Here is a 26,634-nt window from a genome sequence, read left to right as displayed (position 1 = left end):
ACCTATTGCCCGAAGGTCGGGCCCGTAGGATGAAAGTGGTTGGCGCGGTGCAGTGCAGGGTTGTTGTGGTGGGGCTAGTGATAGCAGGTACCGCAGTCCCGGCCGTCGCGGAGGATGCCGGATCGCTGCTCCGCGAGATGCAGCGGCAGCAGGAGTTGCAGCGGCAGGAAAGGCTGCCGTCCCCTGACGAGATTCGACCGCAGCAGGCGCCCGCCGCGATCCCCGACCGGGGCGAGCGCATCATCGTGAAGGGCGTTCGCTTCACCGGCAAGGTGGAGCTGCTGCCGCCGGCCGATCGCGAGCAGCTCGTTGCCTCGGTTCGCGGCAAGCGCCTCGGCATCAAGGGGCTCTATGCGCTGGCCGATCAGGTGACGGCCGTGCTCCAGGGCCGCGGCCGGTTGCTGGCGCGCGCGCTGCTGCCGCCCCAGGACGTCACCAACGGCATCGTCACCATCGAGATCGCGGAGGGCGGGCTCAAGACCATCAGCCTCGACCGCGCCAAGGGCGTGCGCGTGCGTGAGGACCTGTTGCGCGCGATCATCGAGGGCCGCGTCAAGCCGGACGGCGTGACGCGGCAGGATCTGGAAGACGCGCTGTTGCGGATGAACGACCTGCCGGGCGTGTCGGTGCATGCCAAGCTCGCGCCGGGCGAGGCGCCAAACACCAGCAAGCTCGTCGTCGGCGTCGCGCAGGCGCCCGTTCTCGGGGGCGGCATCTGGGCCGATAATTACGGCAGCTCCAGCGTGGGCAAGGCGCAGGGCAACGGGCTGGTGACGTTCACCGACGTCTCCGGCTACGGCGACCTGACGCGGCTCTCCGGCACGGTATCGCAAGGCCAGGAGTTCGGCTCGCTGGCGACGAGCGTGCCGCTCGGCGCCAGCGGCTTCATTGCCAATGCGAGCTACGCCTATCTCGACTACCACAATATCGACGCCATCGGCCGCGCCCTCGGTCTCACCGGTTTTGCCCATTTCGCCAATGGCGGCGTCGACTACAGCCTGATCCGCTCGCGCGATTTCAACCTCCAGCTTGGCGGCACCGTGACCTGGAAGGCGCTGGTTGACGACAGCATCGCCGGAACGCTCCAGGACAAGCGCTCGACCTCCGGCACGCTCAGCCTCAACGGCGACCGACGCGACGCGCTGCTCGGCGGCGGCATCACCAACTGGTCGGTGAGCTGGACTTTTGGCGATCTCGATCTCGCGCGCGTGGCGAGCGCGCTCGCGGCAGACCAGGCTGGACTCCGGACGCAAGGGCAGTTCAACCGGATCAATGTCGCGGTCGCCCGGCTTCAGGCCTTGCCCGGCGACTTCGCGCTGTTCGGCCGCCTCTACGGGCAATGGGCCGACAAGAACCTCGATTCCTCGGAAGACTTTGCGCTGGGCGGCCCGTTCGGCGTGCGCGGCTATCCCGTCGGCGAGGCGCGCGGCGACATGGGCGTGCTCGGCACGCTCGAGCTCCGCTACAACGCGCCGCTGCCTGTGCGCTTCGGCAGCCTGCAACTGGCGAGCTTCCTGGACGGCGGCTACGTCAAGATCAACGTGTCGCCGAACGGCATCGCGCCGGTCACTGTTTGCGGCTGCAATGATTACGGGCTCGCCAGCGCCGGCCTCGCCGCGCGCTGGACGCGCGAGTGGCTGAACGTCTCGGCAAGCTGGGCCCATACGCTGGGCGACAATCCCGGCCGTTCCATCATCACCGGGGCGAACGCCGATGGCGTCAAGGCCAACGACCAGTTCTGGCTGCAAGCCGGCATTCGCTTCTGATGTTTCGAGGGGGCACGCGATGACATCGACCCTGCCGCGGATGCGGCTCGCACTCGTTCTGTCCGCGACCACGATGCTGACGCCGCCGGCGCTGGCCCAGACCCTGCCGACCGGCGGCCAGGTCGTGTCGGGACAGGCCACGATCAGCCAGTCCGGCAACGCCATGACGATCAACCAGTCGAGCGACAAGATGATCGCCAACTGGCAGAGCTTTTCGATCGGCGCCGGCAACTCCGTGACCTTCAACCAGCCCGGCGCCTCCTCGGTCGCGCTGAACCGCGTCGTCGGCCAGGACCCGTCAAAAATCCTCGGCAGCCTCAGCGCCAATGGGCAAGTGTTCCTGATCAATCCGAACGGCATTGCGATCGGCAAGACCGGCAGCGTGCAGACCGGTGGCTTCGTCGCCTCCACGCTCGGAATCAGCAACGCGGATTTTCTGGCTGGCCGCTACAATTTCACCGGCAGCGGCGGCGCGATCAGCAACGAGGGCAGCATCTCCGGCAAGGTGGTGGCGCTGATCTCGCCGAGCGTCAGCAATTCCGGCACCATCGCCGGCAGCACGGCGCTCGCCGCCGGCACCGACGTGCTGCTCGACTTCAATGGCGACGGCCTGCTCTCGGTCGAGGTCAAGGCCTCCACCGTCAAGACCCTGGTCGAGAACAAGGGGCTGATCCGCGCCGACGGCGGCGTTGCCATCCTCACCGCCAAGGGTGCGAGCGACGCCATGAAGGGCGTCGTCAACAACACCGGCGTGGTGCAGGCCGCGAGCATCGGCAGCCGCAATGGTCGCATCCTCCTGCTCGGCGATGCCAAGCACGGCGAGGTCAACGCCGGCGGCACGCTGCGGGCCCGCTCGGTCGAAACCTCCGCCGCCAAGGTCAATCTCGCGTCCGATCTGAAGGTCGATACGCTGGGCGGACGCTGGCTGATCGATCCTTCGAACATAACCATCGACGCCAATTACGCGGCGGCCCTGCAGACCGCGCTGGCGAGCGGCGATGTAACGGTGACGACGTCCAGCAGCGATACCGAACCGGGCGACATCTCGGTCAATTCGCCGGTCGTCTGGGGCTCGCACGTTCTCACTCTGAGAGCCGACAACAACATCATCGTCAATGCATCGCTCACCTCCACGGGAACGACGGGTAGCGATGGGCTGATTCTGCAATACGCGCAGACCACCAGCAGTGGTACCTACACCATCAACTCCGCGATCAATCTCGCTGCGGGAAGCTTGTTTCAGACCCAGAACGGGAGCGCGGGACCGATCACCTACAAGGTCATCACGGACGTGAGCGCGCTTCAGAACATGAATGCCGATCTGTCCGGTCGTTACGCCTTGGGGGCGGACATTGATGCGTCAGTGACGAGGAACTGGAATTCGGGCGCCGGATTTGCACCGGTCGGAAACAACAGCAGCGCATTTTCGGGAAGCTTCGAGGGATTGGGGCACGTCGTCAGTGGGCTCTCCATTAACCGCCCCTCGGAAAATTACGTCGGTCTGTTCGGCTATGCCAACGGCGCGATCATGATTGGCAACGTCAGCCTGAGCAATGCATCGATCATTGGCAATAATTCGGTCGGGGCTCTGGTCGGGGCGGCGAATTCCACCACCATCAATCACGCTGATGCGAACGGTACGATCATCGGCAATGATTCCGTCGGGGGGCTGCTGGGCTACGCCAGCTACTCGCTCGTGACCGCGTCGTTTGCGACCGGCGTCGTCACGGGAAGCGGCAGTCATGTCGGTGGGCTCGCCGGCAACGTCGACAACCTCAGCGCAGTCAGCGATTCCTACGCAGAGGGACGCGTCAGCGGCTCGTCTCACGTCGGTGGCCTGATCGGGTATCTCGGCGCAAATTCCACCGCGACCTACGTCTATTCGACCGGCGACGTAACTGGCGGTGCCTATGTGGGAGGGCTGGTCGGGTACAATGACGGCGCGGTCGTTCAGTCCTACGCGACCGGCAAGCTCTCCGGCGGCAGTTCTGCCGATACCGGCGGACTGATCGGATACAACAGCGCCAGCGGTACGCTGGACAGAAGCTACTGGGATATCGAGACCACCGGTGTGTCGACGGGGTGYGCCACAAACCTTGGCAGTTGTTCGGCGACCGGCTTGACCACGGCGAGCGCGCTTCTGCACCAAAGCTATCCCGGCTTCTCCTTCTGGCCCGCAGTGCCTTGGGGGCACTGGTACGGGATCCATGGCTATACCCGGCCCTTCCTGCGCTCCGAATATTCGACGATCATCCGAAACACTCATCAGCTTCAATTGATGGAGATGAATCTCAGGGGCAGCTTCGTCCTTGCCAACAATCTCGATTTCGCAGTCCTGACCGACGGCAGTCGCTCCGATATGTGGGCCACGAGCAGCCTTGCGGGCACCGGGTTTTCACCGGTGGGCTCGATCGCCTACAATTTCTACGGAACATTCGACGGCGGCAATCACACCATCTCAGGTCTCGTGATCAATCGCCCCGCCGCCGAACAAGTTGGCTTGTTCGGCATGACAAACGGCAGCTTGATCGAGAATGTTGGCTTGCGAGACGTCTCGGTCAAAGGAAGCTTCTCCACCGGAGGCTTGATCGGCCGGAGCACCAACGGCAGCATCTTGCGGAACTCCTATGTCACCGGGGACATCAACGGAAGCTACTACGTAGGCGGACTCGTCGGTTGGAATGATTGGAGTACCGTCCAGGACGTCTACGCGCTGACCCATGTATCCGGAGACACGGCGATCGGCGGACTGATCGGGGTCAACAATTTCGGTACTGTGCGAAACGCTTACGCGATTGCGACCACATCCGCGCGCCGCGCGGAGAGCGAAACGGTGGGAGTGCCCCTGGATGGAACCTATTCAGGCATATTCGGCGGGAGTTCGGCAGACGTCACCAATCCTTTTACCTTCATTGACGCAGGTTGGGATTTTAGCGGTGTCTGGGGGAAGTCGAGAGTTGGAGAAAACAACGGCAACATGATGCTGCGCTCGTTCGGCGGCACATTCTACGACAATTATGTCCGGCTATCCGGCGATACGACCAAGACCTATGGCGACGCCAACCCCTCCATATCCGGCATCGTGCTCGACGGCGTCGGGACCGGCAACGTATCTCTGGCCTGGGGGAGCGCGGTCACGACGCGGACCAGCGCGGGGTCTTACGCGTATGCGGCACCCAACGTGCTGAACGTATCCAGCAGCAGCGGAGCCACCTGGCTCGACTACGGCAGCGGCACGCTCATCGTCAACAAGGCGCCGCTGACCATCGCCGCCAACGACGCGTCCAGGATCTACGATGGCACGCGCTTTGGCGGTGGCAACGGGATCACGTACTCCGGATTTGTGAACGGTGAGGATGCGTCGGTTCTGTCGGGAACCGTGGTGTATGGCGGAAGCGCACAGGGTGCTCGTAATGCCGGACATTACAGCATTGGCGCATCGGGACTTTCGGCACAGAACTACGCGATCACCTGGGCCGACGGCACGTTGACGATCAATCGCGCGACGATATCCGCGATCACCGGCATCACCGCGCTCAACAAGAGCTTCGACGGCACGACGATGGCGACCCTCGACACCTCGGCGGCAAAGTTCGTCGGCATGATTGCGGGCGACGTCGTGACGGTAGCGACATCGATCGGTAACTTCACGGATCCTATGGTCGGCCGGAACAAGGCGGTCGACATCACCGGCCTGACGCTTGGCGGGGCCGATGGAGGCAACTACATTCTCGGCAACACGACGGCTACGGCGACGGCCGACATCACGATGAGGTCGGATGTCATCACATGCTCGTCCTATGGGGCCGGCGGTAGCGGGATCTGTGGCACAATGGCGCCCAATCCCGCGCTGGATGTCGGACGAAATGCTGCGGTCCCGCTTGAGATTGTGGCGTCCGTCTCCGGCGCGGATCGGGCCGCGGGCCTGATCACGTTCAGGACTGCACGATGCCAGGACGGCGGCAACGGCGGACAACCCTGCCGAACGCAGGACGCAGCTCATTGAAGCGAGGTGGACGAGAGCGCGAATGTCCGCATGTGTGTCATGCAAGCGTGCCCTCAGGTGGCGCTGCGCGCGGTAGCGCCATGCCCTCGTCCCTCGCGATCGCGTCACGCTCGGCTGGGGCAGCGCGGCTGCGACCGCGCTGAGCGCGGGCAGCTACCACATGCGACGTTCGAAGGTGAGTCCTCGAAACTCACGCGCAGCAACTCCGGCAAGGGCATCCTGCGTTACGAGTGGTGAGACCAAAGCAAAACGGGCACGCCTCCCTGCGAAGGCATGCCCGCTTGTATCTCTATCCGTGCGACGCGCGTGCGCTCAGTGCACGCTCACCGCTTGCAGCTCGTTGCTCCAGGCGTTGGCGATCGCGGCTTCGCGGCTGTCGGTCAACATGATCGGCGTGCCGTCGGCGGCATGGAGCGCGAACAGCTTCAGGCCCGGCGCAATTTTCGGAGCCTCGGGAAACAGCCCAGGCACATCCTCGGAGCGGATCTGCTTCACATAGGCGATATGGCCTTCGCCGAGGGTTGCCAGCGTCTCCGGAGAGACATTCTTGGCTTCGTATTCGAACGCAACGTGACCTTCACTCATGGTCTCGACTCCTTCACAGAAACTAAGCGGTCGAGTCCGCTACTCGTTCCATTATTCGTGCTCATTGATAGCGATTGTCTTAACGATCCTCTCCGGTTCAGGCCGGGCAAGATCGATCGACAACAGCCCGTTCTTCAGATCCGCACCCAGCACCAGCATCCCCTCCGCCAGCACGAAGGTGCGCTGGAAGTGGCGCGCGGCGATGCCGCGATGGATGTATTGCCGGGCCTTGTCGTCCTGCTGCCGCCCGCGGATCACGAGCTGGTTTTCCTCAATGGTTACATCGAGTTGATCGCGGGTGAATCCAGCGACCGCCAGCGTGATGCGCAACCGCTCGGGCTGGCCGTCCGATCCGCTGCACCGCTCGATATTGTAGGGAGGGTAACCGTCGGCGCCTTTGACGACCCGATCGAGCACGCGCTCGATCTCGTCGAAGCCCAGAAGGAACGGACTGGATAACGTGGGAACACGGGACATAGTTTACAAAGTCCTCTCGAAGCGACTTTGGCATTTCAGGGCCCTGAACGGCGCCCCTTGGTCAGCAATATGGTCATATCCCCGTGTGGGTTCAAGGAGCTAGCCGGGGGCCTGTGGATTGGCGATCTGCCCGCCGTCGCCCGAAATGCCTCTGGATCGTCATGGCGGGACAAGCCCGGGCATGACGAATCTGACGGGCGATTTATCTCAATGAAATCAAACCCCGTTCTACTGTGCATGGGGTTGTTTTTGCGTTTTTTGTCGGCGGGCCCGGCGGAACCGGTCAGGCCTCGAGCCGCGTCCGCCCGTCGCCGCTGAACAGGTGCAGTTTCGCCCGTACCGCCGCGACGCGGATCTTCGCGCCGATGGCGGGGGCCTCGGTTCCGGGAATGCGGACGATGACCTCGCCGGGCGGCAGCTCGCCGGGCGTGGCGGAGACGCGCTGGTCCTCCTGCTCGCGGGAACCGTAGACGAAGGTCTCGGCGCCGACGCGCTCGATCGCTTCCACGGTCAGCGGAAGTGCGACACCGCCGGCCGGGGTCTGGTCGGTGATGACGAAGTCCTCCGGGCGGATGCCGAGGATGCCGGCCTCGGCTGCACCACCGCCGCCCAGCTGCGATTTGATTTCATCGGCGCGCGTCGACATCAGATTCATCGGCGGCGCGCCGATGAAGGAGGCGACGAAGGTCGTCGCCGGCCTCTCGTAGATGGCGAGCGGATTGCCGATCTGCTCGACCTGGCCGCCGTTCATCACCACGAGGATGTCGGCGAGCGTCATCGCCTCGAGCTGGTCGTGGGTGACATAGATCGACGTCGTGTTCAGCCGACGCTGCAATTTGCGGATCTCGACGCGCATCGCGATGCGCAGTTTCGCATCCAGATTCGACAGCGGTTCGTCGAACAGGAACACTTTTGGCTGGCGCACGATGGCGCGGCCCATCGCGACGCGCTGGCGCTGGCCGCCGGAGAGCTGGCGCGGTTTGCGCTCCAGCATCGGTGTGAGCTCGAGCACGCGCGCGGCTTCGTCGACGCGGGTCTTGACCTCGGCCTCCGCCATGCCGCGGTTGCGCAGGCCGTAGGCCATGTTGTTGAAGACGCTCATATGCGGATAGAGCGCGTAGTTCTGGAACACCATCGCGATGTCGCGGTCGGCGGGTTCGATCTGGTTGACGACCCGGCCGCCGATGTCGATCTCGCCGCCGGTCACCGTCTCCAGCCCCGCGACCATGCGAAGCAATGTCGACTTGCCGCAGCCGCTTGGGCCGACCAGCACGCAGAACTGCCCGTCGCCGACATCGACGTCGACGCCCTTGATGGCCTCGAAGCCGCCGGGATAGGTCTTGCGGACGTTGCGCAGGGTGACGTTAGCCATGAAAACTCACTTCTAAAAACCTACTTCTCAGTCTCGACCAGTCCGCGCACGAACAATTTCTGCATGGCGACGACGACGAACACCGGCGGCAGCATGGCGAGCACGGCGGTCGCCATCACGATCGGCCATTCAGTCAGCGCGTCGGTGGTGGTGATCATCTTGCGGATGCCGACCTGGATGGTTTGCATGTCGTCGCGGGTGGTGATCAGCAGCGGCCAGAGATATTGATTCCAGCCGAGGATGAACAGGATCACGAACAGCGCCGCCATGTTCGTGCGCGACAGCGGCAGCAGCGTATCCCAGAAGAACCGCAAGGGGCCGGCGCCGTCGATGCGCGAGGCCTCCAGCAGTTCGTCCGGCACGGTCATGAAGAACTGGCGGAACAGCAGCGTCGCGGTGGCCGACGCGATCAGCGGCAGCGACAGGCCGGCATAGCTGTCGAGCATGTGCAGATCGGCGACGATCTTGTAGGTCGGATAGATGCGGACCTCGACCGGCAGCATCAACGTGATGAAGATGATCCAGAAGATCGCCATCCGGAATGGAAAGCGGAAATACACGATCGCATAGGCCGAGATGATCGAGATCGCGATCTTGCCGATCGCGATCGCCAGCGCCATCACCAGCGAGTTCAGCATCATGTTGCCGACCGGCTCGCGGGTCGAGCCGCTCGTGCCGACGAAGATGGTCTGGTAGTAGACCTCGAAGAAATGGCCGCCCGGCAGCAGCGACATCTGCCCGTTCGCGATCAGCGCGTTGTCCTGGGTCGAGGCGACGATTGCGATGTAGACCGGGAATGCGACGATCGCGATCCCGATCCAGAGAATGGCGTGGGCGACGTAGCGTCGAAAGCCCTCTTCCTCGACCATCAGTAGGTCACCTTGCGTTCGACGAAGCGGAACTGGATTCCCGTCAGCACGATGACCATGACCATCAGGATCACCGACTGCGCCGCGGAGCTGCCGAGATTGCCGCCGAGCAGGCCGTCGGAATAGACCTTGTAGACCAGCGTGACCGTCGATGTTCCGGGACCGCCGCGGGTCATGGTGTCGATGATGCCGAAGGTGTCGAAGAAGGCGTAGACGATGTTGACGACCAGCAGGAAGAAGATGGTCGGCGACAGCAGCGGGAAGGTCACGGTCCAGAACCGCCGCATCGGGCGCGCGCCGTCGATCGCGGCGGCCTCGAGCACGCTCTTCGGGATGGCTTGCAGGCCGGCGAGGAAGAACAGGAAATTATAGGAGATCTGCTTCCACGCCGCGGCGAGGATGATCAGTGCAGCCGCCTGGTTGCCGTCGAGCAGCGGATTCCAGTCGACGCCCAGGCCGCGCAGATAGCGCGACAGCACGCCGAGCGAGGGATGCAGCATGAAGATCCAGAGCACGCCGACGACGGGCGGCGCGACCGCATAGGGCCAGATCAGCAGCGTGCGGTAGAGCATCGAGCCGCGCAGTGGCTTGTCCGCCATCACGGCGAGCAGCAGCGCGAACGACAGCGACGACACGGCGATCGCAAACGAGAAGAAGAAGGTCCGGACGATCGCCTCGAAATAGGCGGGGTCCTTGAACAGCTCGATGTAATTCTCGAACCAGACAAAGGTGCTCGACAGACCAAAGGCATCCTGGAGCAGGAAGGACTGGATCACCGCCTGCAGGGCAGGCCAGTAAAAGAAAATCAGGACGATCGCGAGCTGCGGCGCAACCAGCGCGTAGGGCAATAGCTTCGATTGAAAAATGGCTTGCTTTTGCATGATGGGCGGCGCCGGCAGGCCGTGTGGTCTGCCGGCGCCTTCGCCTTATTTTACGGCGGTCTTTTCGAACTGCCGCAGCATCGTGTTGCCGCGCTCGACGGCGGCGTCGAGCGCCTGCTTGGCGGTCTTCTTGCCGGCCAGCGCCTGCTCGATCTCTTCCGACCAGACGTCACGGAGCTGAACCATGTTGCCGAGGCGCAGGCCACGCGAGTTCTCGGTCGGCTCCTTGTTGGTCAGCTCCAGCAGCGGGGTCTCGAGATAGGGCTGGTCCTTGTAGAAGCCCTCTTCCTTCGCCTTGGCATAGGCCGCCTTGGTGATCGGCAGATAGCCCGAGGCCTTGTGGATATAGACCTGGCGATCGGTGTCCGAGAGGAAGGTCAGGAACTTCGCGACGCCCTTGTATTCGTCGGCCGACTTGCCGCCCATCACCCACAGCGAGGCGCCGCCGATGATCGAGTTCTGCGGCGCGCCCTTGGCGTCCGGATAATACGGCATCGGCACGGCGGTGAAGTTGAACTTGGCCTGCGCCTTGACGTTGCCGAAGAACGCCGACGAGGTCAGGTAGATCGGGCATTCGCCCGACGTGAAGCGGCCTTCGCCGGTGTTGGTGCGGCCGGCATAGTCATAGACCTTGGTCTTCTGGAGCTCGACCAGGTTTTCGAGATGCTTGACCTGGAGCGGTCCGTTGAACTCCAGCACGGTGTCGAAGCCGTCGAGGCCGTTGGCCTTGCTGGCCAGCGGCACGTTGTGCCAGGCGGAGAGCTGCTCGAGATTGACCCAGGTGATCCAGGAGCCGGAGAAGCCGCAGGTGTCGTGACCGGCCGCCTTCAGCTTCTTGCCGGCCTCGAACACTTCAGGCCAGGTCTTCGGAATCTCGACATTGGCCTTCTTGAGCTCGTCGAGATTGACCCACATCACGGTCGAGGACGAGTTGAAGGGGAACGACAGCATCTCGCCCTTCGAGGTCGAATAGTAGCCRGTGATGGCGGGCAGGTAGATCTTGGGATCGAACTTCTCGCCGGCGTCGGCCATCAGCTTGTAGACCGGCTTCACGGCGCCGGTCGCAGCCATCATGGTCGCGGTGCCGACTTCGAACACCTGCATGATGTGCGGCGCGTTGCCGGCGCGGAACGCCGCGATGCCGGCGTTCATCGTGTCGGGATAGTTGCCCTTGTAGGTCGGGATCACCTTGTAGTCGGCCTGCGACGCGTTGAAGTCGGTGGCGAGCTTGACGATGACGTCGTTGTTGGCGCCGGTCATCGCGTGCCACCACTGGATTTCAGTCACGGCCAAGGCCGGCGACGCGCCCAAGCCAACCATGGCTGCAACAGCGGCAGCCGCTCCAAAGTGTCGAAGAGCCATCAAGTAAACCTCCCTTGGGCCGTCAATAAAGAAGCGCTTGCGCTAGCAGCGCCATATGACGTTCACATGACTGTGTATGCGGCCGAAACGAAAGCGGCAAGCGCTGGAAAAGGGAAGCCGTCAATTAGGCGAAGGCGGAGCGTGCGGCCGCATCCGTTCGCGGTGCACATGCGTGCCCGCGCCGCAGTGCGGCATCGCTAGAGTGAGGTTGACGCTCGGCCCGCGGGCTCGAAAACCTCTCCCGCTTGCGGGAGAGGTCGGCGCGTAGCGCCGGGTGAGGGTTCTATCCTCTGGGGGAATCTCACTGCGGAGGCACCCTCTCCCCAGCCCTCCCCCGCAAGCGGGGGAGGGAGCGCACCTGCGCTGCCGCTCGATTACGTCTGATCGCCTAGCGCTTGCGCTCGGGCCCGCAGACCACGCCCTTCTCGACCATCGCGTCGATCTCGGCCTTGGAATATCCGAACTCGCCCAGCACCTCCTGGGAGTGCTGGCTGAATTTCGGCGGCAGGCGGCGCAGGCTCGGCTTGCTGCGATCGAGCCGGATCGGCGAGGCGACGCCCTTGTACCAATCCTTCTCGATAATATCGCCGCGGTGGATCGTGTGCGGATTGGTCAACGCCTGGTCGATCTTCTGCACCGGGCCGGCGGGCAGGCCGGCGGCGAGCAGGCGATTGCACAGCGGCTCGGCCTCGTGCTGGCTGAACACGGCGGCGAGCTCGGCGCGCAGTGCCTCGCGATTGGCGATGCGATCCTTGTTGCGGGCGAAGCGCGGGTCGGTGCCGAGCTCGGGCTTGCCGATCTCCTTGGCGAGCTTGCGGAAGGTGCCGTCATTGCCGACGCCGATGAAGATGTTGTCGGTCCTGGTCGGGAAGATCGCGTAAGGCACGAGGTTGGGGTGCTCGTTGCCGGTGAGGCCGGGCGGCTTGCCATGCATGAAATAGTTCGCGGTGTGCGGATGCATGATGGCGAGGCCGGTCTCGTACAGCGTCGTCTCCAGGAACTGGCCCTTGCCCGAGCGCTGCCGCTCCGACAGCGCCATCAGGATGCCGATCGCCGCATAGAGCCCGGTGGTGATGTCGACCAGTGGCACGCCGATCCGCATTGGGCCGCTCTCGGGCGAGCCGGTCGCCGCGATCATGCCGGTCATGGCCTGGATGATGGCGTCGTAGCCGGGATTGCCGCCGCGCGGACCGTCGGCGCCGAAGCCGCAGATCCGGCAATGCACCAGGCGCGGGAATTTCTTGCTCAGCACGTCGTTGCCGATGCCCCACTTCTCCAGCGTGCCCGGCTTGAAATTCTCGATCAGGACGTCGGCCGTCTCCAGCATCTTGAGCAGCACGACACGGCCGCCCTCGGAGGCGAGGTCGAGGCCGATCGAGCGCTTGTTGCGGTTGATGCCGACGAAATAGGCCGCGTCCTCCTCGTGGAAGGGAGGGCCCCAGTCGCGCACCTCGTCGCCCGCCGGCGGCTCGACCTTGATCACGTCGGCGCCGTGGTCGGCGAGAATCTGGGTGCAGTAGGGACCACCGAGCACGCGCGTGAGATCGATGACGCGCAGTCCGCTCATTGCGCCCAAAACGGCTTCAGAACCCGCGGCTTCAGAACTCATGCCTTCGCTTCCCCTGTGTCGATCATAGATCACAGGCCTAGCGAGGTTCGCCCAAGCCAGCAATGGCCCCGGGCGTGGGGCCGCATGCACGGTCGCGGGGCAATCCCGCGGCGTGGCAAATCAACGGGAATGGCCGGCCCAAGGGGGATCTTGGGCCAGCCGATCCGCTCTTCCGATCAGACGACCGTCAGGCGAACGTCGACATTGCCGCGGGTGGCGTTGGAATAGGGGCACACCTGGTGGGCCTTCTCGACCAGGGCCTCGGCTTCGGCGCGGGCAAGGCCCGGCAGCGAGACGGCGAGATCGATGTCGAGGCCGAATCCGCCGGCCGAGCGCGGGCCGATGCCGACCGTCGAGGTCACCGAGGCGTCAGCCGGGACCTTCGGTCCGCCCTGCGAGGCCACGAACTTCATCGCGCCGATGAAGCAGGCGGCATAGCCGGCCGCAAACAGCTGTTCGGGATTGTTGCCGGCGCCGCCGCCGCCGCCGAGCTCCTTCGGCGTGGTGAGCTTGACGTCGAGCGCGCCGTCGAGCGTTGCCGCATGGCCGTCGCGGCCGCCGGTGGCCTTGGCACTGGTCTTGTAGAGGACGTTCACGGACATTTTCGTCTCCTCGGGTCTTCCGGTTGGGGTGCCGCCTGTATCGCAAGCAATTAGATTGCGCGCAATTGAATTTTGCATGCCTCACATTTAATTGTTCGCAATTGAATGTACGGCCGCCCGGTCCCAGAATGACGTAAACCGTATGAGATTCTCGATGCCCCGAAAACTATCGGCTCTCGACCCGCAGCGCCTCGACAACCAGATCTGCTTCGCGGTCTATTCGGCCGCGCATGCCTTCAACCGCGTCTACAAGCCGCTGCTCGACCGGCTCGGCCTGACCTATCCGCAATATCTGGTGATGCTGGTGCTGTGGGAGTGCGACGACGTCCCGCTCAAGGACATCGGCGAGAAGCTGTTCCTGGATTCCGGCACGCTGACGCCGCTCTTGAAGCGGCTCGAGGCCGCCCATCTGGTCAAGCGCACGCGCTCGAGCGAGGACGAGCGTCAGGTGCTGATCGCGTTGACCCCGCAGGGCCACGCGCTGAAGGAGAAGGCGCGCAGCGTTCCGCAGTCGATCCTGGCAGCGTCGGACTGCTCGGTATCGGAACTGGTGACGATGAAGGACGAGATCGTCGCGCTGCGAGACCGGCTCAATGCGGTGATCGGGGGATAGGGGTTAGAGCCGCTTCTTGGCGAAGGCGCGACCGGACGCTGACTTCAGGTATTTCTCGAATGCCACGGCCTGCTTCTCGTTGCTGAACGCGACGTAAGTCTTGAGACGCCAAGGCCCATACTTCGAGGTGTGGGGTACCTCGCCAGCATTGTGCTTTGTCAGTCGGGCGCGCAGGTCGTCGGTGATCCCGACGTAGAAGTGGAGCGAATCAAGGCTTTCAAGGATGTAGACGTACTTCACAGCACACTCCCCAGTAGTCGAGGGAGAGCTTACATCCGGTTTCGATCTGCTGACGCCCGGCTTCGCCCTTCGGGCTACGCCGCGGCAGCCTTCGCTAGCTTCGCTACGATGGAGCGGAGCTGGCTTGCCGAGCCGTAGCTGGCGAAGCCAGCGAAGGCTGGTGGAGCCAGGCGGGATCGAACCGCCGACCTCTTGCATGCCATGCAAGCGCTCTCCCAGCTGAGCTATGGCCCCTTAACCGTCCGACGCGCCGTGGGCAGCGCGTCGGGAAAGACCCAGAACCACAGTTCTGGAATTATCTCAAGTCTCTTCATCGCCTCCGACATCACCAATGATGTCGGTCACGTCCTCATCGCCCTCTTCTTCGTCGRCAATGAAGGTCGAATCGTCGTCATCGTCGTCATCGAGGGTCTCGTCGACCTCGATATCGTCCTCCGATTCGGGGACGACGGCCTTCACCTTGCCGGTGTTCTCTTCGGCATCGGCCTCCTCGAGCGAGACCAATTCTTCGGCCTCAGCCGGCTCCGGCGTGGTGTCGGCGGCCGCAGTGTGCCGGGGTTCGGCGCTGCGGGTCGCGCGGGCCGGCGCCACCGGCGCAATCGGCACCACCTCGCCGGTATACGGCGAGATCACCGGATTCTTGTTGAGGTCATAGAACTTCTTGCCCGTAGTCGGGCAAATGCGTTTGGTTCCGAGTTCGGACTTGGCCACGGCGGAGGAATCCTGGGAATGTCTGAAAAGCGGTGTTTCACTTGGCTAGTTGGCGGCCCGCTGTCAATAGCGCATTACGGGAGAAAGACATGCCCGTGACGGGCCGCAGACCATGTGGTACCTGCGCCCCAACCCTTTCGAGGGCCGATCCAAGGACACAATCTTGACCCATTCCGACCAACCGAGGCCGCTTCAGGCTCGCGCCAGCGGTCCCCTGACCGGGAAAGTGCGGGTGCCCGGGGACAAGTCGATCTCCCATCGCGCGCTCATCCTGGGCGCGCTGGCGGTCGGCGAGACCCGGATTTCGGGCCTGCTGGAGGGCGAGGACGTCCTCAATACCGCCAGATCCATGCAGGCGCTGGGTGCCAGCGTCGAGCGCATCGCCGATTTCGCCTGGTCGGTGCGTGGCGTCGGGGTGGCCGGCTTTGCGGAGCCCAGGGCGCCGCTGGATTTCGGCAACTCCGGCACCGGCTGCCGGCTGGTCATGGGCGCGGTCGCGGGCTGCCCGATTTCGGCGGTGTTCGATGGTGACGCATCGCTGCGCAGCCGTCCGATGCGGCGCATCCTGGACCCCCTCGAAAAGATGGGCGCGAAGGTGGTTTCCGGCGGTGAGGGCGGTCGTCTGCCGCTGACCGTCCAGGGCGCGCGCGATCCGCTGCCGATCACCTACAAAACCCCGGTCGCATCGGCGCAGATCAAATCGGCCGTGCTGCTGGCGGGCCTGGCGGCGCCAGGCACCACGACCGTCATCGAGACCGAGGCCAGCCGCGACCACACCGAGCTGATGCTGAAGCATTTCGGTGCCGACATCACCTCGACGCAGGAAGGGCGGCACGGCCGCCGCATTGCGCTCGCCGGGCAACCGGAGCTGCGCGGCGCCACGGTGGTGGTGCCCGCCGATCCCTCCTCGGCGGCGTTTCCGATCGTCGCGGCGCTGATCGTCGAGGGTTCCGATGTCGTGCTGTCCGACGTCATGACCAATCCGCTGCGGACCGGCCTGTTCACCACGCTGCGCGAAATGGGCGCTGCCATCGAGGAAAGCGAAGTTCGCGGCGATGCCGGCGAGCCGATGGCGCAGCTGCGCGTGCGCGCCTCGAAACTGCGCGGCGTCGAGGTGCCGCCGGAGCGCGCGCCCTCGATGATCGACGAATATCTGGTGCTGGCGGTGGCGGCGTCCTTTGCCGAGGGCACCACGATCATGCGCGGCCTGCAGGAGCTGCGCGTCAAGGAATCCGACCGGCTCGAAGCCACCGCCGACATGCTGCGCGTCAACGGCGTCAAGGTCGAGGTCGCCGGCGACGATCTGATCGTCGAAGGCCGCGGTCACGTCCCGGGCGGCGGCCTCGTCGCCACCCACATGGATCACCGCATCGCGATGTCCGCGCTGGTGATGGGCTGCGCGTCCGATCAGCCCGTGACCGTTGACGACACCGCCTTCATCGCCACCAGCTTTCCGGATTTCATTCCGATGATGCGTTCGCTCGGGGCCGAGTTTTCATGATCATCGCCATCGATGGACCCGCGGCCTCGGGCAAGGGCACGCTCGGCAAGCGCCTCGCCCACCATTACGGCTATCGTCACCTCGATACCGGCGTGATCTATCGCGCGGTGGCCTACGCCCTGATGCAGTCCGGCCATGATCTCCGGGACGAAGCGGCGGCGGTCGCTGCGGCCCTGGAACTCGATCCCGAAAAGTTCGGCAATCCCGCCCTGAAGACCCAGAAGGTCGGCGAGGGCGCCTCCATCGTCTCGGCGATTCCCAGGGTTCGCGAGGCCCTGGTCAATTTCCAGCGGCAATTCGCCGCTGATCCGCCGGGTGCCGTGCTCGACGGCCGCGACATTGGAACCGTGATCTGCCCCCATGCCGATGTGAAGATTTTCGTCGTCGCCGACCCCAGGGTCCGCGCCCATCGCCGGACCATGGAAGCGAAAGCGCGGGGCGAGGAGGCGGACGAGGCGGCCGTGCTCGCCGACATCATCCAGCGCGACGAGCGCGACAAGAACCGCCCGATCGCGCCGCTGAAACCTGCCCCCGATGCTTACTTGCTAGATAACTCCCAACTGGATATAGAAGGCGGCGTCCGGGCCGCCATCGACATTATCGAGGCCGTCCGAGCGGGCCGGTCGCGGGGTTAAGCCGCAGCCGTCATTGGAGGAAGTGCCCGCTCCCGCTCTTTGAGGTCGATACCCCCGGTCCCTGTTTTGGGGCCGGCGCGATCCAGGCTCCGGACAAGGATTTCCACGTCTCGAACGCGCGGGCCTCAGCCGGCCCGCTTCCGCTGTTCCGGTGCCAGCCGGGGCAACGAGCGGTCGCTCGAAGGTCTTGCGGACCTTCCGACACTGCGCGCCCGAGACGCCCATGAACCCAACGGCCGGCAAGACATCCGCAACTGGAGAACAAATGGCTTCGATTTCCGCTGATACCTATAGCCCCTCGCGCGATGATTTCGCCGCGATGCTCGACGAGTCCTTCGCTGGTGGCAACCTGCAGGAAAGCTCCGTCGTCAAGGGCAAGGTGGTTGCAATTGAAAAGGACATGGCCGTCATCGACGTCGGCCTGAAGACCGAGGGCCGCGTCGCACTGCGCGAATTTTCCGGCCCCGGCCGTGACAGCGAACTCAAGGTCGGCGACGAGGTGGAAGTGTTCCTCGATCGCATCGAGAACGCGCTCGGCGAAGCCGTGCTGTCGCGCGACAAGGCGCGCCGCGAAGAGAGCTGGGGCAAGCTCGAGAAGGCGTTCCAGAACAACGAGAAGGTCAACGGCGTCATCTTCAACCAGGTCAAGGGCGGCTTCACTGTCGACCTCGACGGTGCCGTGGCCTTCCTGCCGCGCTCGCAGGTCGACATCCGTCCGATCCGCGACGTTGCGCCGCTGATGAACAACTCGCAGCCGTTCCAGATCCTCAAGATGGACCGCCGCCGCGGCAACATCGTGGTGTCGCGCCGCACGGTTCTCGAAGAGACCCGCGCCGAGCAGCGTCAGGAGCTGGTGCAGAACCTCGAAGAGGGTCAGGTCATCGACGGCGTGGTCAAGAACATCACCGATTACGGTGCGTTCGTTGATCTCGGCGGCATCGACGGCCTGCTGCACGTCACCGACATCGCGTGGCGCCGCGTCAACCACCCGACCGAGGTGCTCTCGATCGGCCAGACCGTGAAGGTCAAGATCATCAAGATCAACCACGAGACGCACCGCATCTCGCTGGGCATGAAGCAGCTGCTGGATGATCCGTGGCAGGGCATCGAAGCCAAGTACCCGCTGGGTGCCCGCTTCACCGGCCGCGTCACCAACATCACCGACTACGGCGCGTTCGTCGAGCTCGAGCCGGGCATCGAAGGCCTGATCCACGTCTCCGAGATGTCGTGGACCAAGAAGAACATGCACCCCGGCAAGATCGTGTCGACCTCGCAGGAAGTCGAAGTGCAGGTGCTGGAAGTCGATTCCGTCAAGCGCCGCATCTCGCTCGGCCTCAAGCAGACCATGCGCAACCCGTGGGAGGTCTTCGTCGAAGGCCATCCGACCGGTTCGACGGTCGAGGGCGAGGTCAAGAACAAGACCGAGTTCGGTCTGTTCCTGGGTCTCGAGGGCGACGTCGACGGCATGGTCCATCTCTCCGACCTCGACTGGAAGCTTCCGGGCGAGCAGGTGATCGACAACTACAAGAAGGGCGACGTGGTGAAAGCCGTGGTGCTCGATGTGGACGTCGAGAAGGAGCGCATCTCGCTCGGCATCAAGCAGCTCGAAGGCGACCCGTTCGCCGAGCCGGGCGATGTCAAGAAGGGCGCGGTCGTGACCTGCGAAGTGCTCGAAGTGAAGGAGAGCGGCATCGAGGTGAAGATCACCGGTACCGACTTCTCGACCTTCATCAAGCGCTCGGAGCTCGCCCGTGACCGCAACGACCAGCGCGCCGAACGCTTTGCCGTCGGCGAGAAGGTCGATGCCCGCGTGATCCAGTTCGACAAGAAGGCCCGCAAGGTCCAGGTGTCGATCAAGGCGCTCGAAGTCGCCGAAGAGAAGGAAGCCATCGCGCAGTACGGCTCCTCCGATTCGGGGGCGACGCTCGGCGACATCCTCGGCACCGCGCTCAAGAACCGCGGCGACAACAAGTAAGCGAAACGTCCGTTTCGCAAGCATCAAAGCCCCGGCGCGAGCCGGGGCTTTTTTGTTGGACCCGTGGCCCGGATGGAGCGCAGCGAAATCCGGGGCCCTGCCACGATCGAAACTGGTCCCGGATTACGCTGCGCTCCATCCGGGCTGCGCGGCTCCCTGTGGTTATGGGCCTTCGCCGGGACGACAATGAGTGTGTGGCAAGGTCCTGGCTTACGCGGCTACCAGCCTTGTTTTCTTCAAATTGCGCCGCAATTGATGTATCGAGATAAGCCAATGGTCACGATGTGACGGCACAACGCGCTTGGCTTCTCATTTGGAGATATTCCGATGTCGCTCGATTCGGACATCATCGTCGATCGCCGCAGGATCCGCCGCAAGCTGACGTTCTGGCGCGTGATGGCCGCGCTGATCGCGATTGCGGCCATTGCCGGCTTCGCGCTGGTCGCGACGCCCGGTGCGCGCGGCACCTTCGCATCCGCCGGCTCGATCGCGCGGGTCCAGATCGATGGCCTGATCCGCAGCGATTCCGACCGCACCCAGGCGCTGGAGCGGCTGGAGAATTCGCAGGCCGCCGCCGTCATCGTCCACATCAACTCGCCCGGCGGCACCACCGCCGGCTCCGAGCAGCTCTACGATTCGCTGGTACGGCTGAAGGCGAAGAAGCCGCTCGTCGTCGTGGTCGAAGGCCTTGCCGCCTCCGGCGGCTACATCACGGCGATCGCGAGCGACCACATCATCGCCCAGCAGAGCTCGCTGGTCGGCTCGATCGGCGTGCTGTTCCAGTTTCCCAACGTCACCGAGCTCTTGAAGACCGTCGGCGTCAAGGTCGAGGAGGTGAAGTCCTCGCCGCTGAAGGCCGCGCCCAACGGTTTTGAGCCGACCAGTCCCGAAGCGCGCGCCGCGCTCGACGCGCTGGTGAAGGATTCCTATGCCTGGTTCAAGGGACTGGTGAAGGAACGGCGTGGCATGGATGACACGCAGCTCGAAAAAATCGCCGATGGCCGCGTCTTCACCGGACGCCAGGCGATCGATCTCAAGCTGGTCGACCAGCTCGGCGACGAGAAGACGGCCGTGACCTGGCTGGTCGAGCAGAAGGGCGTCAAGAAGGGGCTCACCGTGCGCGATTACAAGCTCCAGCCCCGCTTCAGCGATCTGCCGTTCCTCAGGACGGCCGCGGCCATCACGCTGGAAGCGCTTGGCTTAGGCTCGATTGCGCACCAGATCGGACAAACCGGCGTGGCGCAGGCGGTCGATCGCTTCGGAATGGATGGAATGCTGGCGTTATGGCAGCCGGCAGCGTCGAATTGACCGGAACCGGGCGAGCTTCGGAGGTTTTTCGCGTCTGGCGAGCGTCGGGGCAGCCCTGTTTTTTGGCATTTGTCACGCATTTTCACGACGCTCAACCTTGATTTAGCGTCTTGACAGATCAAGGTATTTTCACGGAAATGGTCATCCGCACGCTTCCGGGTCCTATCTCTCGATGATCAAATCCGAACTTGTTCAGCGTATCGCCGAGCACAACCCGCATCTGTACCAGCGGGATGTCGAGAACATTGTGAATGCGATCCTCGAAGAGATCGTAGCGGCGCTTGCGCGCGGTGATCGCGTCGAGCTGCGCGGCTTCGGTGCCTTCTCGGTGAAGCATCGCCCGGCACGCGCCGGGCGCAATCCGCGCACGGGCGCCCATGTCCCCGTCGATCAGAAGAGCGTTCCGTTCTTCAAGACCGGCAAGGAAATGCGCGAACGGCTGAATCGCGACCATCCGGATCCCGGCGGTACAGACTGAGTCCGGCGTCAGGGTTTGCCGCGGCCGGCTAGCGGTGCGGCCGGACGCTTTGATTCAAGGCGAGCGAAGCGAGATGCGAAAGTTCCTGACCGCGCTGATCGTGATTCCGCTGGGTCTGCTCCTGGTGACCTTCGCCGTCGCCAACCGGCATTTCGTCACGGTCTCCTTCGATCCCTTCATGTCGAACGACCCGTCATTGTCGGTGACGCTGCCGCTGTTCCTGCTGCTGATCCTGGTGGCTGCGCTGGGTGTCCTGGCGGGCGGTTGCGCCGTCTGGTTCGGTCAGCGGCGCTGGCGGCGCTCGGCACGCCGGCATGAGGCGGATGCGCGGGCTGCCAGGACCGAGCTCGCCGGTCTGCGGGCCTCGATGACCCCGGCGCGGCCCGAGCCGCAACGTCTCCCGGCCCCCTCCGGGGTGGGCCTTTACGGGCCCATCGGGCGAGACAAGCAGCGCGCGACGTTGTAGAAGCGGCCGCAACCGAAAACCCGGTTTTCCAGCCGCGGGCCCGCGGCCCCCATTTGCTTTGAGACCATGTCCCTGCTCGTCAAAATCTGTGGCCTGTCCACGCGCGAGACGCTCGAAACGGCGCTCGACGCGGGCGCCGACATGGTGGGGTTCGTGTTCTTTCCGCCGTCGCCGCGGCATCTGTCGCTGGAGGCGGGGCGCGAGCTCGGCCGGCAGGTGCAGCGGCGTGCGCTCAAGGTCGCGCTCACCGTCGATGCCGACGATGCCACGCTCGACAACATCATGGACGCGCTGTCGCCGGACATTTTCCAGCTGCACGGCAAGGAAAGCGTGGCGCGGCTGCGCGACATCAAGCAGCGGTTCGGCCGCCCGGTGATGAAGGCGGTGCCGGTCGAGGTCGCGGCCGATCTCGCCGTGCTGCCCGGCTACGCCGCGATTGCCGACCGCATCCTGTTCGACGCGCGCGCGCCAAAGGATGCGACGCGTCCCGGCGGCCTGGGCGCGCCCTTCGACTGGCACCTGCTCGAAAACCTCGATCTGAACCTGCCCTTTATGGTCTCCGGCGGCCTGCATGCGCAGAACGTCGCCGAGGCCCTTCGCGTGACCCGCGCCTGCGGTGTCGACGTGTCCTCCGGTGTCGAGAGCGCCCCCGGCGTGAAAGATCCGGAGATGATCAAGGCCTTCATTCGCGCATGCCGCGCCACGCAAGAGTTGAGCGTCCGATGAACATCGCCAAACCAAACTCCTATCGCAGCGGCCCCGACGAGCGCGGCCATTTCGGCATTTTCGGCGGCCGTTTCGTCGCTGAAACCCTGATGCCGCTGATCCTCGATCTGGAGAAGGCCTACACCGCGGCCAAGGCCGATCCGGCCTTCCAGGCCGAGATGAACGGCTATCTCAAGAACTATGTCGGCCGGCCCTCGCCGCTCTATTTCGCCGAGCGTCTCACCGAGCATCTCGGCGGCGCCAAGATCTACCTGAAGCGCGAGGAGCTCAACCACACCGGTTCGCACAAGGTGAACAACGTGCTCGGCCAGATCATGCTGGCGCGGCGCATGGGCAAGAAGCGCATCATCGCCGAGACCGGCGCCGGCCAGCACGGCGTCGCCACCGCGACGCTGTGCGCGCGCTTCGGCCTCGAATGCGTGGTCTATATGGGTGCCGTCGACGTCGAGCGGCAGCAGCCCAACGTCATCCGCATGGAGATGCTGGGCGCAACGGTGGTCCCGGTGCAGTCGGGCACGCGCACGCTGAAGGACGCCATGAACGAGGCGCTGCGCGACTGGGTCACCAACGTGCACAACACGTTCTACTGCATCGGCACGGTCGCCGGTCCTCATCCCTATCCGACGCTGGTGCGCGACTTCCAGTCGATCATCGGCAATGAGACCAAGGCACAGATGCAGGAGGTCGAAGGACGCCTGCCGGATTCGCTGGTCGCCTGCATCGGCGGCGGCTCCAACGCGATGGGCCTGTTCCATCCTTTCCTCGACGATTCCACCGTCGAGATCTTCGGTGTCGAGGCGGCCGGCCACGGACTGACGCAGTTGCATGCGGCGTCGATCGCGGGCGGCCGTCCCGGCGTGCTGCATGGCAATCGCACTTATCTGCTGATGGACGCGGACGGCCAGATCCAGGACGCGCATTCGATCTCGGCCGGTCTCGACTATCCCGGCATCGGCCCCGAGCATTCCTGGCTGCACGAGATCGGCCGCGTGAATTATCTCTCGGCGACCGACGACGAGGCACTCGCCGCATTCCAGCTGCTGTCGCGGCTCGAAGGCATCATTCCCGCGCTCGAGCCCGCCCATGCCATCGCCAAGGTGATGGAGCTCGCGCCGAAGCGGCCGAAAGATCACCTGATGGTCGTCAACCTCTCCGGCCGCGGCGACAAGGACGTGCCGCAGGTCGGCGACATCCTGAGGGGCAAAGCCAAGTGACCACGCGTATCGACACCCGTTTCGCCGAGCTGAAAAAGCAGGGCCGCTCGGCCTTTGTCACCTATGTGATGGCCGGCGATCCCGATCTCACGACGTCGCTCAATATCGTCAAGGCGCTGCCCAAGGCAGGCGCCGACGTCATCGAACTCGGCATTCCCTTCACCGATCCGATGGCGGATGGTCCCTCGATTCAGGCCGCAGGTCTGCGCGCGCTCAAGAACGGCATGACCTTGAAGAAGACGCTGGAACTGGTGCGCGACTTCCGCAAGGACGACAACGTCACGCCGCTGGTGCTGATGGGCTATTACAATCCGATCTACATTTACGGCGTCGACAAGTTTTTGGCTGATGCCAAGACGGCCGGCGTTGACGGCCTGATCATCGTCGATTTGCCGCCGGAGGAAGACGACGAGCTCTGCATTCCCGCGCTGAAGGCGGGCCTGAACTTCATTCGCCTCGCGACCCCGACCACCGACGACAAGCGCCTGCCCGCGGTGCTCGCGAACACATCAGGCTTTGTCTATTACGTCTCTATCGCCGGCATCACCGGTGCAGCGGCGGCGGACGCCAATGCCGTTGGTGAAGCTGTCGCGCGCATCAAGCGGCATACCAAGCTGCCGATCTGCGTTGGCTTTGGCATCCGCACGCCGGAGGCGGCGCGCGCCATTGCCGAGAAGGCCGATGGTTCGGTGGTCGGCACCGCGCTGGTCGATGCGCTCAAGAACAGCCTCGATGCGGAGGGCCGGGCGACCGCCAAAACCGTTAACGCCGTCGCCGAATTGACGGCGGCCCTGGCCCAGGGCGTCAAAGGCGCGCAACAGGCGGCGGAATAGGCCATAATTCCGCTCTCAGGGCGGGTGACACGGCGGCTTGCCGGGGGAAGCTCCGGCCGCCATATATCCCTTCAGGCGATCCAGGTGTGGATTCGCTAATCGGAGCAAATCATGAATTGGCTCACCAACGTGGTCCGGCCGAAAATCCGCAATATCCTGCGGCGGGAGACGCCGGAGAATTTGTGGATCAAGTGCCCGGATTCCGGACAGCTCGTGTTCTACAAGGACGTCGAGGCCAACCAGTTCGTCATTCCCGGCTCCAACTACCACATGCGCATGGGCGCGGTGGCGCGGATGAAGTCGATCTTCGACAACGAGACCTGGTTCGACGTCGCGTTGCCTGATGTCACGCCCGATCCGCTCAAGTTCCGTGACGAGAAGAAATATGTCGACCGCATCAAGGATGCGCGCGCCCGGACCAATCTGAACGACGCGATCAAGGTCGGCTACGGCAAGCTCGAAGGTGCCGCGGTCGTCATCGCCGTGCAGGATTTCGATTTCATGGGCGGCTCGCTCGGCATGGCCGCGGGCGAGGCCATCGTGCGCGGGCTGGAGCTTGCGGTCGAGAAGAAGTCGCCGTTCGTCGTGTTCGCGGCCAGTGGCGGCGCGCGCATGCAGGAAGGCATCTTGTCGCTGATGCAGATGCCGCGCACCACCGTTGCCGTGCAGATGCTGCGCGAGGCCAAGCAGCCCTACATCGTCGTGCTGACCAACCCGACCACGGGCGGCGTCACCGCGTCCTACGCGATGCTCGGCGACGTGCAGATCGCCGAGCCCGGCGCGCTGATCGGCTTTGCCGGCGCGCGCGTGATCGAGCAGACCATCCGCGAAAAGCTCCCCGAGGGCTTTCAGCGCGCGGAATATCTCAAGGAGCACGGCATGGTCGACATGGTCGTGCACCGCCATGATTTGCGCCCGACGCTGGCACGGCTCTGCCGTCTCCTGACCAGGTCGCCGGCGCTCGAGACCGCGTCGAAATCGGCGCAGCCGGTGTTGAGCCCGGCGCAGATCGTATCGGCCCCCGACGTGGCGCCGGCCGCGCCGCACGCGTGAACGCCTCCGCGGACAGCGCAAAACCGTCGCTCGGTGAATTGATCGGGCGGCTGTCGGCCCTGCATGATAAGCGCATCGATCTCGGGCTGGAGCGGATGCACCGCCTGCTCGAGCGGCTCGACCATCCCGAGCGCAAGCTGCCGCCGGTGATCCACATCGCCGGCACCAACGGCAAAGGTTCGACGCTCGCCTATCTGCGCGCCACGCTGGAGGCGGCGGGCCTGCGCGTTCACGCCTACACCTCGCCCTATCTGGTCCGCATCAACGAGTGTTTCCGGCTCGGCCGCGCCGGCGGCGGCGTGCTCGTCGGCGACGACGAATTGCGCGCGGCGCTGGAAGAGGTCGAACGCGTCAATGCCGGCGAGGCTGCGACCGTGTTCGAGCTGGAGACCGCCGCTGCCTTGCATTTGTTCGCGCAGAATCCGGCCGATGTGGTGCTGCTCGAAGTCGGCCTTGGTGGTCGGCTTGATTCGACCAATGTGATCGACACGCCTGCGGCCTGCGTGATCACGCCGGTCAGCATGGATCATATGGATTTCCTTGGCGATACCCTGACATCGATCGCCGCCGAGAAGGCCGCCATCATCAAGCGCGGCGTGCCCGTGATTTCGGCCGAGCAGACGGGCGAGGCGATGGCCGTCATCGAAGCGCAGGCCAAACGCATGCGCGCGCCACTGTTTGCCGCCGGCGAGGGCTGGCATGTCAATGTCGAGCACGGGCGGCTGGTCTATTCCGACGATCGCGGCCTGATGGATCTCGCGGCGCCACGCCTGTTCGGCCGCCACCAGTTCGACAATGCCGGGCTTGCGATCGCAACGCTGCGCGCCATCAGCGCCTTCAAGATCAATCAAGCGGCGTTCGAGGCCGGCATCGTCGGCGCCGAATGGCCGGCGCGGATGCAACGCATCACGGCCGGCGCGCTGCTTGGCTGGGGACCGCAGGGCTCGGAGATCTGGCTCGACGGCGGGCACAATGCCGAGGGCGGTCGCGTCGCGGCGGCCGCGCTCGGCGACCTCGAAGAGCGGGTGTCGCGGCCGCTGGTCGTGATCGCCGGCATGATGGCCAACAAGGATGCGCAGGCTTTCCTCGCCAATTTCGCCGGCCTGACCCGTCACATCATCGCGGTGCCGATTCCCGACATCGAGAATGCGATGCCGCCCGATCGCCTTGCGGATGCCGCGCGCAGCCTCAGCATGCGCGTCGAGATCATGCCCGGCGTCGAAGTCGCGCTGCGCGCGCTGTCACAGCTCGCCTACCAAGTGCCGCCGCGCATCCTGATCACCGGTTCGCTCTATCTCGCCGGCCACGTGCTCGCCATCAACGGCACGCCTCCTGCATAGAGATCCGGGCAA

The 26,634-nt window shown here is 64.5% G+C and carries 24 protein-coding genes and 1 tRNA gene; 14 read left to right on the top strand and 11 right to left on the bottom strand.

Going from position 1 to position 26,634, the window contains the following annotated elements; translation table 11 throughout:
• The first annotated feature begins 77 nt into the window (after positions 1–77).
• Together ACXJMY_RS06950 and ACXJMY_RS06945 are read left to right on the top strand one after the other, a co-directional pair.
• Positions 78–1,766 carry a ShlB/FhaC/HecB family hemolysin secretion/activation protein gene (locus ACXJMY_RS06950; RefSeq protein ID WP_456618565.1) on the top strand — a complete coding sequence of 563 codons (1,689 nt, stop codon included), beginning with the start codon at positions 78–80 and terminating at the stop codon, positions 1,764–1,766.
• A complete protein-coding gene (locus ACXJMY_RS06945; protein ID WP_456618564.1) occupies positions 1,714–5,772 on the top strand; it encodes a two-partner secretion domain-containing protein in 4,059 nt (1,352 codons plus the stop codon). Before ACXJMY_RS06950 ends, ACXJMY_RS06945 begins: the two co-directional genes overlap by 53 nt.
• Positions 5,773–6,084: 312 nt before the next feature.
• Here the strand turns inward: ACXJMY_RS06945 and ACXJMY_RS06940 are convergent, their stop codons facing one another.
• From ACXJMY_RS06940 to ACXJMY_RS06905, 8 genes are all read right to left on the bottom strand, one after another.
• Complete coding sequence (locus ACXJMY_RS06940) at positions 6,085–6,357, bottom strand: BQ00720 family protein (RefSeq protein ID WP_007598581.1); 273 nt, start codon at positions 6,355–6,357, stop codon at positions 6,085–6,087.
• Positions 6,358–6,408: 51 nt separating this feature from the next.
• Positions 6,409–6,834, bottom strand: coding sequence for an Hsp20 family protein (locus tag ACXJMY_RS06935; protein WP_195801383.1), 426 nt, complete (start codon positions 6,832–6,834; stop codon positions 6,409–6,411).
• A 283-nt stretch (positions 6,835–7,117) separates the two neighbouring features.
• A complete protein-coding gene (locus tag ACXJMY_RS06930) occupies positions 7,118–8,206 on the bottom strand; it encodes a sn-glycerol-3-phosphate import ATP-binding protein UgpC (RefSeq protein ID WP_456618563.1) in 1,089 nt (362 codons plus the stop codon).
• A gap of 20 nt (positions 8,207–8,226) precedes the next feature.
• The gene (gene ugpE / locus ACXJMY_RS06925; RefSeq protein WP_456618562.1) at positions 8,227–9,075 is read right to left on the bottom strand and encodes a sn-glycerol-3-phosphate ABC transporter permease UgpE; all 849 of its coding nucleotides are present in this window, start codon (positions 9,073–9,075) and stop codon (positions 8,227–8,229) included.
• A complete protein-coding gene (ugpA, locus tag ACXJMY_RS06920) occupies positions 9,075–9,956 on the bottom strand; it encodes a sn-glycerol-3-phosphate ABC transporter permease UgpA (protein WP_456618561.1) in 882 nt (293 codons plus the stop codon). Before ugpA ends, ugpE begins: the two co-directional genes overlap by 1 nt.
• 45 nt (positions 9,957–10,001) lie before the next feature.
• Positions 10,002–11,318, bottom strand: coding sequence for a sn-glycerol-3-phosphate ABC transporter substrate-binding protein UgpB (ugpB, locus tag ACXJMY_RS06915; RefSeq protein ID WP_456618560.1), 1,317 nt, complete (start codon positions 11,316–11,318; stop codon positions 10,002–10,004).
• A 388-nt stretch (positions 11,319–11,706) separates the two neighbouring features.
• A complete protein-coding gene (locus ACXJMY_RS06910; RefSeq protein ID WP_456618559.1) occupies positions 11,707–12,927 on the bottom strand; it encodes a CaiB/BaiF CoA transferase family protein in 1,221 nt (406 codons plus the stop codon).
• Positions 12,928–13,103: 176 nt separating this feature from the next.
• Positions 13,104–13,529 carry an organic hydroperoxide resistance protein gene (locus tag ACXJMY_RS06905; protein ID WP_014490914.1) on the bottom strand — a complete coding sequence of 142 codons (426 nt, stop codon included), beginning with the start codon at positions 13,527–13,529 and terminating at the stop codon, positions 13,104–13,106.
• Positions 13,530–13,683: 154 nt separating this feature from the next.
• Here ACXJMY_RS06905 and ACXJMY_RS06900 point away from each other — a divergent pair, with 154 nt between their 5' ends.
• Positions 13,684–14,142 carry a MarR family winged helix-turn-helix transcriptional regulator gene (locus ACXJMY_RS06900; protein ID WP_456618558.1) on the top strand — a complete coding sequence of 153 codons (459 nt, stop codon included), beginning with the start codon at positions 13,684–13,686 and terminating at the stop codon, positions 14,140–14,142.
• Between the two features lie 3 nt (positions 14,143–14,145).
• Here ACXJMY_RS06900 and ACXJMY_RS06895 read toward each other — a convergent pair whose 3' ends face one another.
• From ACXJMY_RS06895 to ACXJMY_RS06885, 3 genes are all read right to left on the bottom strand, one after another.
• Positions 14,146–14,382, bottom strand: a complete 237-nt coding sequence (locus ACXJMY_RS06895; RefSeq protein ID WP_456618557.1) for a GIY-YIG nuclease family protein — start codon at positions 14,380–14,382, stop codon at positions 14,146–14,148.
• 158 nt (positions 14,383–14,540) lie between these two features.
• Positions 14,541–14,616 (bottom strand) — tRNA-Ala (locus ACXJMY_RS06890).
• Positions 14,617–14,682: 66 nt separating this feature from the next.
• Positions 14,683–15,093 carry a TIGR02300 family protein gene (locus ACXJMY_RS06885; protein WP_456618556.1) on the bottom strand — a complete coding sequence of 137 codons (411 nt, stop codon included), beginning with the start codon at positions 15,091–15,093 and terminating at the stop codon, positions 14,683–14,685.
• Between the two features lie 163 nt (positions 15,094–15,256).
• On the opposite strand from ACXJMY_RS06885, the gene aroA reads away from it, so the two are divergent.
• The 11 genes from aroA (at position 15,257) to ACXJMY_RS06830 (ending at position 26,622) form a co-directional block, all read left to right on the top strand.
• Positions 15,257–16,594 carry a 3-phosphoshikimate 1-carboxyvinyltransferase gene (gene aroA, locus ACXJMY_RS06880; protein WP_456618555.1) on the top strand — a complete coding sequence of 446 codons (1,338 nt, stop codon included), beginning with the start codon at positions 15,257–15,259 and terminating at the stop codon, positions 16,592–16,594.
• Positions 16,591–17,229 carry a (d)CMP kinase gene (gene cmk, locus ACXJMY_RS06875; RefSeq protein ID WP_456618554.1) on the top strand — a complete coding sequence of 213 codons (639 nt, stop codon included), beginning with the start codon at positions 16,591–16,593 and terminating at the stop codon, positions 17,227–17,229. The genes aroA and cmk overlap by 4 nt, the downstream gene beginning before the upstream one ends.
• 265 nt (positions 17,230–17,494) lie before the next feature.
• The gene (gene rpsA, locus ACXJMY_RS06870; protein WP_456618553.1) at positions 17,495–19,204 is read left to right on the top strand and encodes a 30S ribosomal protein S1; all 1,710 of its coding nucleotides are present in this window, start codon (positions 17,495–17,497) and stop codon (positions 19,202–19,204) included.
• Positions 19,205–19,531: 327 nt separating this feature from the next.
• Entirely contained in the window at positions 19,532–20,512 is a 981-nt protein-coding gene (gene sppA, locus ACXJMY_RS06865; protein WP_456618552.1) for a signal peptide peptidase SppA, read from the top strand.
• Positions 20,513–20,684: 172 nt separating this feature from the next.
• Complete coding sequence (locus ACXJMY_RS06860) at positions 20,685–20,990, top strand: integration host factor subunit beta (RefSeq protein WP_456618551.1); 306 nt, start codon at positions 20,685–20,687, stop codon at positions 20,988–20,990.
• A 73-nt stretch (positions 20,991–21,063) separates the two neighbouring features.
• On the top strand, positions 21,064–21,456 hold the full coding sequence (locus ACXJMY_RS06855) for a lipopolysaccharide assembly protein LapA domain-containing protein (protein ID WP_456618550.1): 393 nt from the start codon (positions 21,064–21,066) through the stop codon (positions 21,454–21,456).
• A gap of 66 nt (positions 21,457–21,522) precedes the next feature.
• On the top strand, positions 21,523–22,182 hold the full coding sequence (locus ACXJMY_RS06850; RefSeq protein ID WP_456618549.1) for a phosphoribosylanthranilate isomerase: 660 nt from the start codon (positions 21,523–21,525) through the stop codon (positions 22,180–22,182).
• Positions 22,179–23,396 carry a tryptophan synthase subunit beta gene (gene trpB, locus ACXJMY_RS06845; RefSeq protein ID WP_456618548.1) on the top strand — a complete coding sequence of 406 codons (1,218 nt, stop codon included), beginning with the start codon at positions 22,179–22,181 and terminating at the stop codon, positions 23,394–23,396. The genes ACXJMY_RS06850 and trpB overlap by 4 nt, the downstream gene beginning before the upstream one ends.
• Positions 23,393–24,229 carry a tryptophan synthase subunit alpha gene (trpA, locus tag ACXJMY_RS06840; RefSeq protein WP_456618547.1) on the top strand — a complete coding sequence of 279 codons (837 nt, stop codon included), beginning with the start codon at positions 23,393–23,395 and terminating at the stop codon, positions 24,227–24,229. The genes trpB and trpA overlap by 4 nt, the downstream gene beginning before the upstream one ends.
• A 111-nt stretch (positions 24,230–24,340) precedes the next feature.
• Complete coding sequence (gene accD / locus ACXJMY_RS06835) at positions 24,341–25,282, top strand: acetyl-CoA carboxylase, carboxyltransferase subunit beta (protein WP_456618546.1); 942 nt, start codon at positions 24,341–24,343, stop codon at positions 25,280–25,282.
• On the top strand, positions 25,279–26,622 hold the full coding sequence (locus tag ACXJMY_RS06830) for a bifunctional folylpolyglutamate synthase/dihydrofolate synthase (RefSeq protein WP_456618545.1): 1,344 nt from the start codon (positions 25,279–25,281) through the stop codon (positions 26,620–26,622). Before accD ends, ACXJMY_RS06830 begins: the two co-directional genes overlap by 4 nt.
• Positions 26,623–26,634: the final 12 nt, after the last annotated feature.

It is taken from the genome of Bradyrhizobium sp. P5_C12, from assembly GCF_054049735.1.
Note: the sequence above shows the minus strand (reverse complement) of the source record. Positions and strands in the feature narration are given on the sequence as shown.

What these genes read in the sequence shown, in the direction of transcription:
- ACXJMY_RS06940 (WP_007598581.1), bottom strand. Translation starts at nt 6,357, where the DNA reads ATGAGTGAAGGTCACGTTGCGTTCGAATACGAAGCCAAGAATGTCTCT.
- ACXJMY_RS06935 (WP_195801383.1), bottom strand. Translation starts at nt 6,834, where the DNA reads ATGTCCCGTGTTCCCACGTTATCCAGTCCGTTCCTTCTGGGCTTCGAC.
- ACXJMY_RS06930 (WP_456618563.1), bottom strand. Translation starts at nt 8,206, where the DNA reads ATGGCTAACGTCACCCTGCGCAACGTCCGCAAGACCTATCCCGGCGGC.
- ugpE (WP_456618562.1), bottom strand. Translation starts at nt 9,075, where the DNA reads ATGGTCGAGGAAGAGGGCTTTCGACGCTACGTCGCCCACGCCATTCTC.
- ugpA (WP_456618561.1), bottom strand. Translation starts at nt 9,956, where the DNA reads ATGCAAAAGCAAGCCATTTTTCAATCGAAGCTATTGCCCTACGCGCTG.
- ACXJMY_RS06910 (WP_456618559.1), bottom strand. Translation starts at nt 12,927, where the DNA reads ATGAGTTCTGAAGCCGCGGGTTCTGAAGCCGTTTTGGGCGCAATGAGC.
- ACXJMY_RS06905 (WP_014490914.1), bottom strand. Translation starts at nt 13,529, where the DNA reads ATGTCCGTGAACGTCCTCTACAAGACCAGTGCCAAGGCCACCGGCGGC.
- ACXJMY_RS06900 (WP_456618558.1), top strand. Translation starts at nt 13,684, where the DNA reads ATGCCCCGAAAACTATCGGCTCTCGACCCGCAGCGCCTCGACAACCAG.
- cmk (WP_456618554.1), top strand. Translation starts at nt 16,591, where the DNA reads ATGATCATCGCCATCGATGGACCCGCGGCCTCGGGCAAGGGCACGCTC.
- rpsA (WP_456618553.1), top strand. Translation starts at nt 17,495, where the DNA reads ATGGCTTCGATTTCCGCTGATACCTATAGCCCCTCGCGCGATGATTTC.
- sppA (WP_456618552.1), top strand. Translation starts at nt 19,532, where the DNA reads ATGTCGCTCGATTCGGACATCATCGTCGATCGCCGCAGGATCCGCCGC.
- ACXJMY_RS06860 (WP_456618551.1), top strand. Translation starts at nt 20,685, where the DNA reads ATGATCAAATCCGAACTTGTTCAGCGTATCGCCGAGCACAACCCGCAT.
- ACXJMY_RS06855 (WP_456618550.1), top strand. Translation starts at nt 21,064, where the DNA reads ATGCGAAAGTTCCTGACCGCGCTGATCGTGATTCCGCTGGGTCTGCTC.
- ACXJMY_RS06850 (WP_456618549.1), top strand. Translation starts at nt 21,523, where the DNA reads ATGTCCCTGCTCGTCAAAATCTGTGGCCTGTCCACGCGCGAGACGCTC.
- trpB (WP_456618548.1), top strand. Translation starts at nt 22,179, where the DNA reads ATGAACATCGCCAAACCAAACTCCTATCGCAGCGGCCCCGACGAGCGC.
- accD (WP_456618546.1), top strand. Translation starts at nt 24,341, where the DNA reads ATGAATTGGCTCACCAACGTGGTCCGGCCGAAAATCCGCAATATCCTG.